This window comes from Massilia paldalensis (assembly GCF_044901715.1).
Lineage (GTDB): Bacteria > Pseudomonadota > Gammaproteobacteria > Burkholderiales > Burkholderiaceae_D > Telluria > Telluria paldalensis.
On the sequence record NZ_JBJCIU010000004.1, the window covers coordinates 407,895 to 421,490 of the forward strand.

Genomic DNA, 13,596 nt, shown 5'->3' on the forward strand with positions numbered 1-13,596 from the left:
CATAAATCCGCTTGACATGTCCAAATGGCAAGTCTAAGTTTTTCGGATTGCCCCAAAGAGGAGTACGTCCCCATGCGCAGCATTCCCACCGCCCGCGCCGTCCTGTGCGCGTCGATCGGCCTCGCGTTCGGCGCCGCCGCCGGCGCCGCCCCCGGTCCCGCACAAGCGCCGTTTTCCTTCGATGCCGCGCCGGGCCACCTGCCGAAGAACGTGGTGCCATTGGATTACCGCGTGGCAATCGTGCCGGACGTGGAGAAACGCACGCTGCGCGGCACCGAGTCGGTGGACCTGATGTTCAAGGAAGCGACGGACACCATCCAGTTCAACGCCATCGGCATGCGCTTCGAGGGCGTCAAGCTGGACGGCAAGGCCGTGAAAAGCGTGGCCTTCGACGAGAAGCGCGAGATCGTCACCGTCAAGCTGGCCGCCAGGGCAAAGCCGGGCCGCCACGTGCTGAACCTGGCCTACGACGCGAAGATCGAGAGCGGCCCGCGCGGCCTGTTCGCCCAGCCGTTCCAGAAGCCGGACGGCAGCCGCGACGTCCTGCTGTCGACCCAGTTCGAGGCCACCGACGCGCGCCGCATGTTCCCCTGCTGGGACGAGCCGGCGTTCCGCGCCCGCTTCCAGCTGACGGCCACCGTGCCCGCCAAGTGGGCAGCCATCTCGAACATGCCGGTGGAGAAGCGGGTCGTGAAGGGCGAACTGGCGACCACCACCTTCCAGCGCTCGCCGTCGATGGCGTCCTACCTCGTCGAGTTCACGGGCGGCGACATGGCCAAGATCGGCACCCGCGCCGGCAACACCGACATCAACGTCTGGGCCGTGCGCGGCCAGGAGCAGAACGGCAAGCAGGCGCTGGAAGACGCGCGCCAGATCCTGCTCGACTACAACGACTACTTCGGCGTACCGTTCCCGCTGCCCAAGCTGGACGCCATCGCCGTGCCGGGCGGCTTCCAGGGCGCGATGGAGAACTGGGGCGCGATCACCTACAACGACCAGACGCTGCTGCTCACGCCCACGTCCACCATCGACAACCGCCAGCTGGTCTTCAGCATCTCGGCGCACGAGATGGCGCACCAGTGGTTCGGCGACCTGGTGACGATGGGCTGGTGGGACGACATCTGGCTCAACGAAAGCTTCGCCTCCTGGGGCGCGGCCAAGGAAACGGACAAGCGCAATCCGAGCTGGCGCGTGCGCGAGGCCGAGGACGCGGGCAAGGAAGCGGCGATGCGCGTGGACGCCCGCAGCGCCTCGCGTCCCGTGCACAACGCCGTCGAGAACGAGCTTGAGCCGCAGAACAATGCCGACCCGCTGATCATCTACAACAAGGGCCAGGCCGTGCTGCGCATGCTGGAAGCCTACGTCGGCCCGGACAAGTTCCGCGAAGGCATCCGCGCCTACATGAAGGCGCGCCAGTACTCGAACGCGACCAGCACCGACCTGTGGAACGCGCTGGGCGCCGCCAGCGGCCTGGACATCGCCGCGCTGGCGCGCGACTGGATCGAGCAGCCGGGCTTCCCCGTCGTCGCGGCGAAGGCCGAATGCGACGCCGCCGGTGCGCGCACCGTGACGCTGTCGCATTCGCGCTTCCTGCTGTACGGCGAGGACAAGGCACGATCGCACTGGACGATCCCGCTGCGCGTGCGCGTCGGCGGAGGTGCGGATACCCCTGCGCCGCAATCGGTACTGCTGACGAAGGACGGCCAGCGCGTGCCGGCCGGCCGCTGCGACCAGCCGCTGTCGCTGAACGCCGACACCGACGGCTTCTTCCGCGTCGCCTATGACGACGCCCTCCTCGCCGTGAACACGCGCCAGTTCGGCGCGCTGCCGGACGGCGACCGCATCGCCCTGCTCGACGACCAGTGGGCGCTGGTGGAAAGCGGCAAGCAGCCGCTGGACAGCTATCTCGCGCTGGCATCCGCCGCCGCCGACCGCAGCAACGAGCGCGTGTGGAACCAGATCCTGGGGGCCATCGACACGATCGAGCGCGCCGAGCGCGGCACGCCCGGCCACGACGCCTTCGTCGCCTGGGCGCGTGCCCTGGTCAAACCCGTCGCCACGCGGATGGGCTCCGTGCCCGCCGCCGGCGAGACGGCCGGCGTCCAGCGCCTGCGCCGCAACTTCATCGCCCACCTGGGGGCTTGGGGCGACCAGGACGTCGTCGCCGACGCCCGCCGCCGCTTCGCCGCCTTCGTCGCCGACCGCTCCGCGCTGGCGCCGGACGACCAGGCGAGCGTGCTGACCATCGTCGCCCAGAACGCCGACGCCGCCACCTTCGAGCAGTTGCACGCGGTGGCGAAGAGCGCGAAGAACGAGACCGAGGTGCGCCGCTTCTACCCGATCCTGATGCGCGTGCGCGACCCGCAGCTGGCCGCGCAGGCCGCCCGGATCGCGCTGTCGCCCGAGATCCCGCCGCAGGCCGACGTGCTGCGCCTGGGACTGGTGCTGGCGCTGTCGGGCGAGCATCCGCAACTGGCCTGGACCACGTTCACGACAAACCTCGACCGGCTGACGGCGGCGAACCCGGGCAACCGCCCGAACATCCTGGCCAAGACGGCGCCGGACGTGTTCTGGAGCGGCATTCCTGCCGAGACGCTGCAGGCGTGGATCAAGGAGCGCATCGAGCCGGGCATGGCGGACACGCTGTCCGACAGCATGCAGACGGCGCGTTTCCGCCTGGACGAGAAGAACCGGCTGGTGCAGCAGGCGGACCGGATCGTCAAGGCCAAGTCGTGACCTCGGGTGGGCACGTGGTGCCCACCTTGTGAAACGTCCGCCGCTCTCCGACGCAGGCAGCTAGAATCGGCCTACGCAAACGGAGGCGCCCCATGCAACGCTACGGCCACCACGGCAAGGAATCCGGCGTCGTCGCCTACGACATCGACGCCGGCCAGATCATCGTCCAGTTCAGCAACGGCGAGCGCTACCTGTACACGGAAGACAGCGCCGGCGCCGCCAATATCGCGCGCATGCAGGAGCTGGCGCGCGCGGGCCGGGGCCTGTCCAGCTTCATCAGCAGGAACGTGCACGACCTCTACGTCCGCAAGATCAACTCGCGCAAGCTTTCCTAGCCCGCGTTACACTATCCGGCTCATCCGGGAGGGCGCTCCTCCCGCATCAACACGGAAATCAATGAGCCAGACCGACACCCGCACGCTGCCTTCGCGCGACTACGCCGCCTTCCTGTTCGACATGGACGGCACCATCCTCACCTCGATCAAGGCCGCCGAGCGCGTCTGGGGCAACTGGGCCGCCGGCCACGGGCTCGACGTCGCCGCCTTCCTGCCGACGATCCACGGCCGCCGCACGGAAGACACGGTGCGCGCCCAGAACCTGCCGGGCATCGACGCGCTGGCGGAAGCGGCGCGCATCACCGCGGCCGAGATCGAGGACACGGCCGGCATCGAGGCGATCGCCGGCGTGGCCGACTTTTTGGCCAGCCTGCCGCGCGCACGCTGGGCCATCGTGACCTCGGCGCCGCGCCAGCTGGCGCTGGCCAGGATCGCCGCGGCCGGGCTGCCGCTGCCGGACGTGCTGGTGTCCGCCGAGGACGTCCAGCGCGGCAAGCCGGCGCCGGACCCGTTCCTGCTGGGCGCGGACAAGCTGGGCGTGGCCGCCGCCGACTGCCTGGTGTTCGAGGATACGCTGGCCGGCCTGCAGTCGGCCGCCGCGGCGGGGATGGACAGCGTCGTGATCACGGTGACGCACACGCATCCGGTGGAGACGGACGCGTTCGGGACGGTGGATTATGCGCAGTTGCGGGCGGTGCAAACGCAGGATGGGTTGCTGCGCCTGGAACGAACCGGGTCCTGAAGACCGTCGTCCCTGCGAAGGCAGGGACCCGATGTTGCTGACGCAGTCGTCACGCGTAAAACTTGGACCCCTGCCTTCGCAGGGGCGACGCGCTTATGCCGCGAGATACCCGGCGACAGCCTCTCCCACCTCCGTCGTGCTGGCGCCGCCCCCCATGTCCGGCGTCCGCGGCCCCTCCACCAGGCACCGCTCCATCGCCCGCACGATCGCATCGTGCGCCTGCGTGTAGCGTTCGTCGCCCTGCCCCAGGAAATCCAGCATCATGGCGCCCGACCAGATCATGGCGATCGGGTTGGCGATGTTCCGGCCGTAGATGTCCGGCGCCGAGCCGTGCACGGGTTCGAACAGCGAGGGGAAGCGGCGCTCCGGGTCCAGGTTGGCGGACGGCGCGATGCCGATCGTGCCCGTGCAGGCCGGCCCCAGGTCGGACAGGATGTCGCCGAACAGGTTCGACGCCACCACCACGTCGAAGCGCTCCGGCGACAGCACGAACCTTGCGGCCAGAATGTCGACGTGGTACTTGTCCCATCTGACGTCGCGGTACTGCTCGCCCATCGCGGCCACGCGCTCGTCCCAGTAGGGCATCGAGATCGCGATGCCGTTCGACTTGGTGGCGGCCGTCAGGTGCTTCTTCGGGCGGCGCTGGGCGAGCTCGAACGCGTACTTCAGGATGCGGTCCGTGCCGTGGCGCGTGAACACCGATTCTTGCAGCACGAATTCGCGCTCGGTGCCCTCGAACATCTTGCCGCCCACCGCCGAGTATTCCCCTTCCGTGTTCTCGCGCACGACGTAGAAGTCGATGTCGCCCGGCCGCTTGTTCGCCAGCGGGCACGGCACGCCCGGCATCAGGCGCACGGGGCGCAGGTTCACGTACTGGTCGAACTCGCGGCGGAACTTGAGGAGCGAGCCCCACAGCGAGATGTGGTCCGGCACCTTGTCCGGCCAGCCGGCGGCGCCGAAATAGATGGCCTCGCACCCGGCCAGCTGTTGCTTCCAGTCGTCCGGCATCATCTGGCCGTGTTCCAGGTACCAGTGGCAGCTGGCCCAGTCGAAGGTGACGAATTCCAGCGCGATGCCGAAGCGCTCGGCCGCGGCGCGTACCGCGCGCAGGCCTTCCGGCATGACTTCCTTGCCGATGCCGTCGCCGGCGATGACGGCGATCCTGTGGGTCTTCATGGGACGTCCTTTCCGGTTCGTGATGCCGTGAGAATAAAGCAAAACGGCGCGTTTATAATCCAGCCATATGTAATCGCAAGGAACACGGATCGTGAACAATCCATCGCCACCGCCCGTCGAGAACGGGGACTTGCGCGTCTTCGTCGCCGTCGTGCGCAAGGGCGGCTTTGCCGCCGCCGCCGCGGAAATGGGCATGTCGCCCGCCTATGTCAGCAAGCGCATCGGCATCCTCGAGGAAGCGCTCGGCGTGCAGCTGTTCCAGCGCACGACGCGGCGCGTGCTCGTCACCGACGAGGGCGAACGCGTCCATGCACGCGCCCTGGGCATCCTGGACGGTCTCGACGAGTTGATGGACGACGTGGCGGCGGGCCGGCGCGAACCGCGCGGCCGGCTGCGCATCTGCAGCAGCTTCGGCTTCGGCCGCAACGTCGTGGCGCCGGCCATCGCGCGGCTGGCGGCCGGCTATCCCGCCCTGCAGATACGCTTCGAGGTGTTCGACCGCCTGGTCGACACGGTGGCCGAGGGCTTCGACCTGGACGTGCGCATTGGCGACGACATCGCCCCGCACCTGGTGGCGCGCAAGCTGATGGCCAACCACCGCATCCTGTGCGCCGCCCCGTCCTACCTGGCGCGGCGCGGCACGCCGGCGGCCTTGCGCGACCTGGCCGGACACGACTGCCTCGCCATCAAGGAACGCGACCACCCGCTCGGCGTATGGCGCCTGCATGGCCGGAACGGCGCGGAAACGGTGAAGGTGGCGGGCCCGCTGTCGACGAACCATGGCGAGATCGCCCTGCGCTGGGCCGTGGAAGGCGCCGGCATCGTGCTGCGCTCGCGCTGGGACGCGCAAGCCTGGATCGATGCGGGCCGCCTCGTGCAGGTGCTGCCCGAGTACACGCAGGAAGCGAACGTCTGGGCTGTGTACCCGCAGCGGCTGGCGGGGTCCGGCAAGCTGCGCGTCTGCATCGAATTCCTGCAGCGGCATTTGCCGGACGCCGTGGGTTCTTACTCGGAGCGGTAGACGCGCGGCGCCAGCACGTGCTCCTCGACCGGCGGCACCGTCGCGGCGGCGGCGGCCATGGGCGCGTTCTTGTCGCGCTTCGGATACGGCGTGCCGTCCTTGTGCGAGTAGCTGTCGGTCTTGCCGTCGTAGGCCAGGTCGATGTCGGGATACACGGCGCGGTCGTCCGGGTCCTTGGGGCCGACGACGAGGAACAGGGCATTGCCCCAGCTGCGATTGACCAGGTGATGGCCGTTTTCGCGCCCGGCCGGGAAGGCGGCGCAATCGCCGGCGCGCATCAGGGTCTCGCCTTCGTCCGTGACGAGGGTCAGTTCGCCCGACACGACCATCACGAATTCATCCTCGTGCGTGTGCCAGTGGCGCTGCGACGAGGCGGCGCCCGGCTGCAGTTCGATCAGGTTGGCGCCGAACTGGGTGAGGCCGCCGGCCTCGGCCAGCGCCTGGCGGCTGCGGCCGTTGACGGCCTCGGCGAAGGGATCGGGATAACCGGTGCCGGTCCGCACCGGGATGCTGCTCAAGTCTAGCCTGGACATGGGGGCGCTCCTTGTTGGTCTGACCGTAGCATAGCGCAAACGGGGCCGGCCTTGCCGTCCCGCTGCACAGTCACGCCCCCACAGCGCACTCAGCCGCGCTTCTGCACCAGCGTCAGGATGTCGTAGCTGGCCACCAGCTCGTCGCGCTGGTTCGTCACCTGCACGTCCCAGGCGACGACGCCCTGCCCGCGGCCGGCTTCGTCCGTCCGGTTGCGGTCGACCTTGCGCTTGCAGGTCAGGCGCGCGCGGATGGTGTCGCCGATCGCCACGGGTGCCACGAAGCGCAGGTTGTCCAGGCCGTAGTTGGCCAGCACGGGACCGGGCGCCGGCGAGACGAACAGCCCCGCCGCCGCCGACAGCACGAAGTAGCCGTGGGCGATGCGCTGGCCGAACTGCGTGTCCTTCGCCGCGATCTCGTCGAAGTGCATGTAGAAATAATCGCCCGAGATGCCGCCGAAGTTGACGATGTCCGCCTCGCTGACGGTGCGGCGGTGCGTCAGCAGCGAGTGGCCGATCTCCAGGTCCTCGAAGTGGCGGCGGAACGGGTGGATGTCCGATTCCTTCACGGCCGCGCCGCGCACGTATTCCCCCGTGACGGCCGCCAGCATCGTGGGCGAGCCCTGCACGGCGGCGCGCTGCAGGAAATGCTTGACGGCGCGGATGCCGCCCAGTTCCTCGCCCCCGCCCGCGCGGCCCGGGCCGCCGTGCTTGAGCTGGGGCAGCGGCGAGCCGTGGCCCGTCGAGTCGACGGCCGCTTCGCGGTCGAGGATGTGCACGCGGCCGTGCGACGCGGCCGCCACCGGCACCGCGTGCGCGGCGATGGCCGGGTCCTTCGTCACGAGCGTCGTCACCAGGCTGCCCTTGCCGCGCGCGGCCAGGTCCAGCGCCTCGTCCATGTCGCCATAGGTCATGATGGTGCTGACGGGGCCGAACGCCTCGATGTCGTGCACGGCCGCGTTGGCGGACGCGTTGCGGCACAACAGCAGCGTGGGCGCGAAGAAGGCGCCGTCGCCGCAGCCTTCGCCGACGGGGGCGAAGCCGTCGCGCGCGCTGAACAGCACCTCGTTGCCGCGCGCGAGCAGTTCGACGCGTTCGCTGACGTCGCGGTGCTGGTCCATCGACGCGAGTGCGCCCATGCGCACGCCTTCCATCTTCGGGTTGCCGACGACGACCTTGGCCAGGCGCGCGCGCAGGCGCTCGCCGACGGCGTCGGCCAGGCGCTCCGGCACGATCACGCGGCGGATCGCCGTGCATTTCTGGCCCGCCTTGCCCGTCATCTCGCGCGCCACTTCCTTCACGAACAGGTCGAATTCCTCGTCGTCCGGCGTGACGTCCGGCGCCAGGATCGCCGCGTTCAGCGAATCCGCCTCGGCGGTAAACGGCACCGATTCGCGGATCAGGTTCGGGTTGGCGCGCAGCTTCGCGGCCGTGTCGGCCGATCCCGTGAACGTGACGGCGTCGAAGCCGCCCAGCCGGTCCAGCAGGTCGCCCGTGCTGCCGATGACGAGCTGCAGGCAGCCTGCCGGCAGCAGGTCCGATGCCATCATCATCTTCACGACCGCATGCGTCAGGTAGCTGGTGGCCGTCGCCGGCTTGGCGATGCAGGGCATGGCGGCCAGGAAGCTGGGCGCGAACTTCTCCAGCAGGCCCCAGATGGGGAAATTGAAGGCGTTGATGTGGACGGCGACGCCGCCGCGCGGCACCAGGATGTGGGTGCCGGCGAAGCCGCCGCGCTTGCCCAGCGCCATGGCCGGTCCTTCGTGCAATACGTTCGACGACGGCAGTTCGCGTCCGCCCATGCTGGCATAGGCGAACAGCGTGCCAATGCCGCCCTCGACGTCGACCCAGCTGTCCGCGCGCGTGGCGCCGGTGAGGTGCGAGATCTCGTACAGCTCTTCCTTCCGCTCCATCAGGTACAGGGCCAGCGCCTTCAGGAGCTGGGCGCGCTTCTGGAAGTCCAGCTTCATCAGCGCAGGGACGCCGGTCTTGCGGGCGTAGGCGAGCGCTTCGCTGAAGTCGATCCGGTCCGCGTGCGTGTGGTAGACGAGGCGGTTGTCCAGCGCGCTGTGCAGGGGCTGGTGCGGTTCGCTGCCGAGCCAGCGGCCGGCGATCAGGCTTTGCAGGGTGGTGGGGTGCATTATATGTCTCCTCTGTTCAGGTGAAATTGGGCCCCTGCCTGCGCAGGGGCGACGGTTTGATGGCCACCTGCTCGTGATACGTCGTCCCTGCGGAGGCAGGGACCCAATTTTTTACGTCTTCGGCCTGTGCGGCTCATCGAACACCAGCCGCTTCCTCCCCGGCTCCTCTTCCGTCAACGCCTCCACCTCGCGCATCGTCTGCAGAGAGCGCAGGTTCAGGTCGTGGTACTGGCGCGTGCCGTAGCTCTTCCAGGCGATTTCCTCGTCCGTGACGTCGCGCATCACGCGCGCCGGCGCACCCAGCACGAGGCTGCGCGGCGGAATCTGCATGCCCGCCTTGACGAAGGCCGCCGCGCCGACGATGGATTCGGCGCCGACGACGGCCTTGTCCATCACCACCGCGTTCATGCCGACCATCGCATTGCGGCCCACGCGGCAGCCGTGCAGCACGGCGCCGTGGCCGATGTGGCCGTCGGCCTCGACCACCGTGTCGTCCTCGGGAAAGCCGTGCATCACGCAGGTGTCCTGCACGTTGGCGCCCTCTTCCAGGATCAGCCGGCCGAAGTCGCCGCGCAGCGATGCCAGCGGGCCGACGTAGCAGCGCGGCCCCACGATGACGTCGCCGATCAGCACGGCCGTCGGATGCACATAGGCCGTGGGATGCACCACCGGGCGGATGCCGTCGATCTCGTAAACCTTTGCCATCAGTGCTACTCCTTCATTGTCCGCGCGGGCGCTGGTCGAGCACGCGGCGCGCCTTGCCGGTGGCCGAGCGCTCGATGCCCTGCGCCGGCAGCAGTTGCACGCGCGTGCTCACGCCGATGAACGTCTTGATGCGGTGCTGCAGTTCGTGCGCCAGCAGCGCGACCGTGTCCGCCGCATGGCCGCCCTCGCGCAGCTCGCAGCGCACTTCCAGCGCGTCGAGGTGGCCGTCGCGCGTGACGACGAGCTGGTAGTGCGGCGCCAGCGCCGGCATCTGCAGCACCTGCTCCTCGACCTGGCTGGGGAAGACGTTCACGCCGCGGATGATCAGCATGTCGTCGGAGCGGCCGCTGATGCGGCCCATGCGGCGCATGGCGCGCGCGGTGGGCGGCAGCAGGCGCGTGAGGTCACGCGTGCGGTAGCGGACGATGGGCAGCGCTTCCTTGGTCAGCGAGGTGAACACCAGCTCGCCCTCCGCGCCGTCGGGCAGCACCTCGCCCGTGTCCGGATCGATGATCTCGGGGTAGAAATGGTCTTCCCATATGACGGGACCGTCCTTGCTTTCGATGCACTCGCTGGCCACGCCCGGTCCCATCACCTCGGACAGGCCGTAGATGTCGACGGCGTCGATGCCTGCCCGCTCCTCGATCTCGCGGCGCATCGCGTCGGTCCAGGGCTCGGCGCCGAAAATGCCGACCTGCAGCGAGCTCGTGGCCGGGTCGATGCCCTGGCGCCGGAATTCCTCGACGATGTTCAGCATGTACGAGGGCGTGACCATGATGATCGAGGGCTTGAAGTCCTGGATCAGCTGCACCTGCTTCTCCGTCTGGCCGCCCGACATGGGCACCACCGTGCAGCCCAGCCGCTCGGCGCCGTAGTGGGCGCCCAGGCCGCCCGTGAACAGGCCGTAGCCGTAGGCCACGTGGACCATGTCGCCGGGACGTCCGCCGGCGGCGCGGATCGAGCGCGCGACCACGTCCGCCCAGGTGTCGATGTCGCGCTGCGTGTAGCCGACCACGGTCGGCTTGCCCGTCGTGCCGCTCGATGCGTGCACGCGCACGACTTTCTCGCGCGGCACGGCGAACAGGCCGAACGGGTAGTTGTCGCGCAGCGTCTTCTTGTCCGTGAACGGGAACTTCGCCAGGTCGCCGAGCGTCTTCAGGTCGTCCGGATGCACGCCCGCTTCATCGAAGGCGCGGCGGTAGTGCGGCACGTTGTCGTAGGCGTGCCGCAGGCTCCATTGCAGGCGTTCGAGCTGCAGCGCCTGCAGTTCGTCGCGGCTGGCGCGCTCGATCGGTTCCAGTCCGTCCGCTTGGGGGATGCGTTGCACCATGGTCTCCTCCTCGTGTTTAGCGCATGAATTCAGCGCATGCGTTCAGCGTTCGACGTCCACCACCTGGCCGGCGATGCGGTGCGATTTGCCGCGGAACAGGGCCAGCAGCTTGCCGTCCTGGTTGCGCACGGCGACGTCGTAGACGCCCGTCTTGCCGGCCAGCGCCTGCTCGACCGCCTCGGCGGCGAGCACGTCGCCCGCCTGCCCCGGCGCCAGGTAGTCGATCGTGCATCCGGCGCCGACGGTGTTGAAGTTGTGCGCATTGCAGGCGAACGCGAAGGCACTGTCCGCCAGCATGAAGATGTAGCCGCCGTGGCAGGTGCCGTGGCCGTTGAGCATGTCCTCGCGCACCCGCATCGACATGCGCGCGAAGCCGGGCCGGATCGCATCGAGCGTCATGCCCAGCGCGCGGCTGGCGGGATCGCGTTCGTACATGGTCTTGCCGGCCAGTTCGGCCAGCCGCTGTGCCTCGTCATGCATGAAAGCGTGCCCCCTGTGCGTTGCCGCCGAACGCGGCGGCGGCGATCTTGCGGCGCAGGAGCGGCGAGATGCGGTAGCGGTCCTCGCCATAGCTCGCGCCCAGGTTGGCCAGCGTCGTCACGACCTGGGAAACGCCGATGGCGTCCGCCCAGGCCAGCGGGCCGCGCGGATAGTTCACGCCCTTCTGCATGGCGGCGTCCACGGCGGCCGCGCTGCACACGCCCTGGTTGACGGCATCGGCGGCCTCGTTGGCCAGCATGGCGACGGTGCGCATCACGGCCATGCCCGGGACGTCGTCCAGCCGCGAGACGGCGAAGCCCGCCTCCTGGAACAGACCGACGGCGGCATGCCAGGCGGCGTCCGAGCAGCGGTCCGCCTTCGCGAGCGCGACGCGGCCCGCGTGCGCGGGGTCGAGCAGCAGGTCGAACAGCACCGTGTCGCGCACGCCGTCGTCTGCGGCGCGCTGGGTGGCGCTGCGGCCGTCCGTCAGGTAGATCGTGGCGCCGCCGGCATGCAGGGCCGGCGCTTCGCGCAGCTCGGCGCCGTCCAGCAGGCTCGGATGGCTGACCGTCACGCCGGACGCCTTCAGGCGCGCGGCCAGCACGTCGTGCAGCGCATCGAAGGCCGGCGCCACCACGTCCTTCGCATGCGTCACGCGCACGTCCTTCGGGCACGGCTGCGGCGGTTCGACGGCGGCGGCCGGCATCGCGACGCCATCGCCGTAGCGGAAGAAGCCACGCCCCGTCTTGCGGCCCAGGAAGCCGGCGTTCACCAGTTCCTGCTGCAGCGTGGACGGCAGGTAGCGCGGATCGTGGAAACAGGCGTCGAACACGGAACGCGTGACGGCGAAGTTGACGTCGTGGCCGATCAGGTCCATCAATTCGAACGGTCCCATGCGGAACCCGCCGCAGTCGCGCAGCACGGCGTCCAGGGTGGCCGGGTCGGCCGCGCCTTCCTGCAGCAGGCGCAGCGCCTCGGCGTAATACGGCCTCGCGACCCGGTTGACGATGAAGCCCGGCGTGGACTTCGCCAGCACCGGATGCTTGCCCCAGGCGCTCGCGGTGGCGGCGACCCGGTCGGCCACCGCCCTGTCGGTGGCGACGCCCTGGATTACTTCCACCAGCGCCATCAGCGGCACCGGATTGAAGAAGTGCATGCCGACCACGCGCTCGGGACGCCGCAACGGCGCCGCGATGGCCGTGACGGAGATCGACGAGGTGTTCGTGGCGAGGATGCAGTCCGGCGCCACGACGGCCTCGAACGCCGCGAACAGCGCGCGCTTGGCGTCCAGGTCTTCCACGACGGCTTCGACGACCAGCGCGGCATCGCGCGCCTCGTCGATCGCGCGCATCGGCAGCAGGCGCTCGCGCGCCAGGTCCGCCTCGGCCGCGCCCATGCGGCCTTTCTCGACCAGCTTGGCAAAGGCTTTCGCGATGGCGGCAATGGCGCGCTCCACCGCTTCCGGATTACTGTCATACAGGCGCACGCGGTGCCCGGCCACGGCCGCCACCTGGGCGATGCCGCTGCCCATGGCGCCGCTGCCGGCGACCACCACCACGCTGTCCCTGTCCAGTGCGTTGGCCATGTCATTCCCCCTTGAATTGCGGTTGGCGTTTCTCGATGAAGGCCGCCACGCCCTCGCGGTAATCGTGGCTGTAGCCCAGTTCCCGCATCATTCGACCTTCCAGCGCCAGCTGCTGTTCCAGCGTGTTGGTGGCACTGGCCAGCATCGCCTGCTTGGTGTACGCCAGCCCCCTGGTCGGCGCGGCGGCGAAATGCTCGGCCAGCGCGCGCGCCTGCAGCATCAGGGCCTCGTCCGGCACGCAGCGCCAGATCAGCCCCCATTCCTCGGCCTTTTCCGCCGACAGGCGCTCGCCCAGCAGGGCCATGCCCATGGCGCGCGCCGGGCCGACGAGGCGCGGCAGCATCCAGGTGCCGCCCGTGTCCGGGATCAGGCCCAGCTTGCAGAACGCCTCAATGAAGCTGGCGGACTGTGCGGCCAGCACGATGTCGCAGGCCAGCGCCAGGTTCGCGCCCGCGCCGGCGGCAACGCCGTTGACGGCGCAGATCACGGGCAACGGCAGCGTGCGCAGGGTCATGACGAGGGGTGCGTAGTACTGCTCGACGGATTCGCCCAGGTCGACGCCCGGCGCGCCCGGTTCCACGGCGCGGTCGTTCAAGTCCTGGCCGGCACAGAAGCCGCGCCCGGCGCCCGTCAGCAGCAGCACGCGCACGGACTTGTCGGTTTTTACGAGGTCGAGCGCGGCGCGGACTTCCTCGTGCATCTGCTTCGTGAAGCTGTTCAGGCGCTCGGGGCGATTCAGCGTGAGGGTGGCGATGCCGGATTCGATGGTGAACTGGATGGTTTCGTAGTGCATGATGTCTCCCTTATCGCGTCGC

12 protein-coding genes are annotated in these 13,596 nt (G+C 69.3%); 4 read left to right on the plus strand and 8 right to left on the minus strand.

The window, feature by feature from the left end; all coding sequences use genetic code 11:
• Positions 1–72 precede the first annotated feature (72 nt).
• The 3 genes from ACI1V7_RS21165 (at position 73) to ACI1V7_RS21175 (ending at position 3,813) form a co-directional block, all read left to right on the plus strand.
• Complete coding sequence (locus ACI1V7_RS21165) at positions 73–2,736, plus strand: M1 family metallopeptidase (protein WP_404533827.1); 2,664 nt, start codon at positions 73–75, stop codon at positions 2,734–2,736.
• A gap of 92 nt (positions 2,737–2,828) precedes the next feature.
• Positions 2,829–3,071 (plus strand): hypothetical protein, encoded by a 243-nt coding sequence (locus tag ACI1V7_RS21170; RefSeq protein ID WP_404533828.1) that lies wholly within the window; start codon positions 2,829–2,831, stop codon positions 3,069–3,071.
• A 61-nt stretch (positions 3,072–3,132) separates the two neighbouring features.
• Positions 3,133–3,813, plus strand: a complete 681-nt coding sequence (locus tag ACI1V7_RS21175) for an HAD-IA family hydrolase (RefSeq protein WP_404533829.1) — start codon at positions 3,133–3,135, stop codon at positions 3,811–3,813.
• A gap of 93 nt (positions 3,814–3,906) precedes the next feature.
• On the opposite strand, the gene ACI1V7_RS21180 is transcribed toward ACI1V7_RS21175, so the two are convergent.
• Positions 3,907–4,989 (minus strand): tartrate dehydrogenase, encoded by a 1,083-nt coding sequence (locus tag ACI1V7_RS21180; protein WP_404533830.1) that lies wholly within the window; start codon positions 4,987–4,989, stop codon positions 3,907–3,909.
• A gap of 91 nt (positions 4,990–5,080) precedes the next feature.
• Between ACI1V7_RS21180 and ACI1V7_RS21185 the strand changes: the two genes are divergently transcribed.
• Complete coding sequence (locus ACI1V7_RS21185; protein ID WP_404533831.1) at positions 5,081–6,010, plus strand: LysR substrate-binding domain-containing protein; 930 nt, start codon at positions 5,081–5,083, stop codon at positions 6,008–6,010.
• Here ACI1V7_RS21185 and ACI1V7_RS21190 read toward each other — a convergent pair.
• From ACI1V7_RS21190 to paaG, 7 genes are all read right to left on the minus strand, one after another.
• Positions 5,995–6,543: a cupin domain-containing protein gene (locus ACI1V7_RS21190; protein WP_404533832.1), complete on the minus strand. Its 549-nt coding sequence runs from the start codon at positions 6,541–6,543 to the stop codon at positions 5,995–5,997. The two genes, ACI1V7_RS21185 and ACI1V7_RS21190, sit on opposite strands and share 16 nt — an antisense overlap.
• An 89-nt stretch (positions 6,544–6,632) precedes the next feature.
• Positions 6,633–8,681 carry a phenylacetic acid degradation bifunctional protein PaaZ gene (gene paaZ / locus ACI1V7_RS21195; protein WP_404533833.1) on the minus strand — a complete coding sequence of 683 codons (2,049 nt, stop codon included), beginning with the start codon at positions 8,679–8,681 and terminating at the stop codon, positions 6,633–6,635.
• Between the two features lie 111 nt (positions 8,682–8,792).
• A complete protein-coding gene (gene paaY / locus ACI1V7_RS21200) occupies positions 8,793–9,386 on the minus strand; it encodes a phenylacetic acid degradation protein PaaY (protein ID WP_404533834.1) in 594 nt (197 codons plus the stop codon).
• A 13-nt stretch (positions 9,387–9,399) separates the two neighbouring features.
• A complete protein-coding gene (gene paaK, locus ACI1V7_RS21205) occupies positions 9,400–10,716 on the minus strand; it encodes a phenylacetate--CoA ligase PaaK (protein WP_404533835.1) in 1,317 nt (438 codons plus the stop codon).
• 42 nt (positions 10,717–10,758) lie between these two features.
• Positions 10,759–11,196, minus strand: coding sequence for a hydroxyphenylacetyl-CoA thioesterase PaaI (gene paaI, locus ACI1V7_RS21210; RefSeq protein WP_404533836.1), 438 nt, complete (start codon positions 11,194–11,196; stop codon positions 10,759–10,761).
• The gene (locus ACI1V7_RS21215; RefSeq protein WP_404533837.1) at positions 11,189–12,781 is read right to left on the minus strand and encodes a 3-hydroxyacyl-CoA dehydrogenase; all 1,593 of its coding nucleotides are present in this window, start codon (positions 12,779–12,781) and stop codon (positions 11,189–11,191) included. Before ACI1V7_RS21215 ends, paaI begins: the two co-directional genes overlap by 8 nt.
• Position 12,782: 1 nt before the next feature.
• Complete coding sequence (gene paaG / locus ACI1V7_RS21220; RefSeq protein WP_404533838.1) at positions 12,783–13,574, minus strand: 2-(1,2-epoxy-1,2-dihydrophenyl)acetyl-CoA isomerase PaaG; 792 nt, start codon at positions 13,572–13,574, stop codon at positions 12,783–12,785.
• Positions 13,575–13,596: the final 22 nt, after the last annotated feature.

Coding starts and splice junctions, on each gene's coding strand:
- paaY (WP_404533834.1), bottom strand. CDS start 9,386: ATGGCAAAGGTTTACGAGATCGACGGCATCCGCCCGGTGGTGCATCCC.
- paaI (WP_404533836.1), bottom strand. CDS start 11,196: ATGCATGACGAGGCACAGCGGCTGGCCGAACTGGCCGGCAAGACCATG.
- ACI1V7_RS21215 (WP_404533837.1), bottom strand. CDS start 12,781: ATGGCCAACGCACTGGACAGGGACAGCGTGGTGGTGGTCGCCGGCAGC.
- ACI1V7_RS21170 (WP_404533828.1), top strand. CDS start 2,829: ATGCAACGCTACGGCCACCACGGCAAGGAATCCGGCGTCGTCGCCTAC.
- paaG (WP_404533838.1), bottom strand. CDS start 13,574: ATGCACTACGAAACCATCCAGTTCACCATCGAATCCGGCATCGCCACC.
- paaZ (WP_404533833.1), bottom strand. CDS start 8,681: ATGCACCCCACCACCCTGCAAAGCCTGATCGCCGGCCGCTGGCTCGGC.
- ACI1V7_RS21190 (WP_404533832.1), bottom strand. CDS start 6,543: ATGTCCAGGCTAGACTTGAGCAGCATCCCGGTGCGGACCGGCACCGGT.
- ACI1V7_RS21165 (WP_404533827.1), top strand. CDS start 73: ATGCGCAGCATTCCCACCGCCCGCGCCGTCCTGTGCGCGTCGATCGGC.
- ACI1V7_RS21175 (WP_404533829.1), top strand. CDS start 3,133: ATGAGCCAGACCGACACCCGCACGCTGCCTTCGCGCGACTACGCCGCC.
- ACI1V7_RS21180 (WP_404533830.1), bottom strand. CDS start 4,989: ATGAAGACCCACAGGATCGCCGTCATCGCCGGCGACGGCATCGGCAAG.
- paaK (WP_404533835.1), bottom strand. CDS start 10,716: ATGGTGCAACGCATCCCCCAAGCGGACGGACTGGAACCGATCGAGCGC.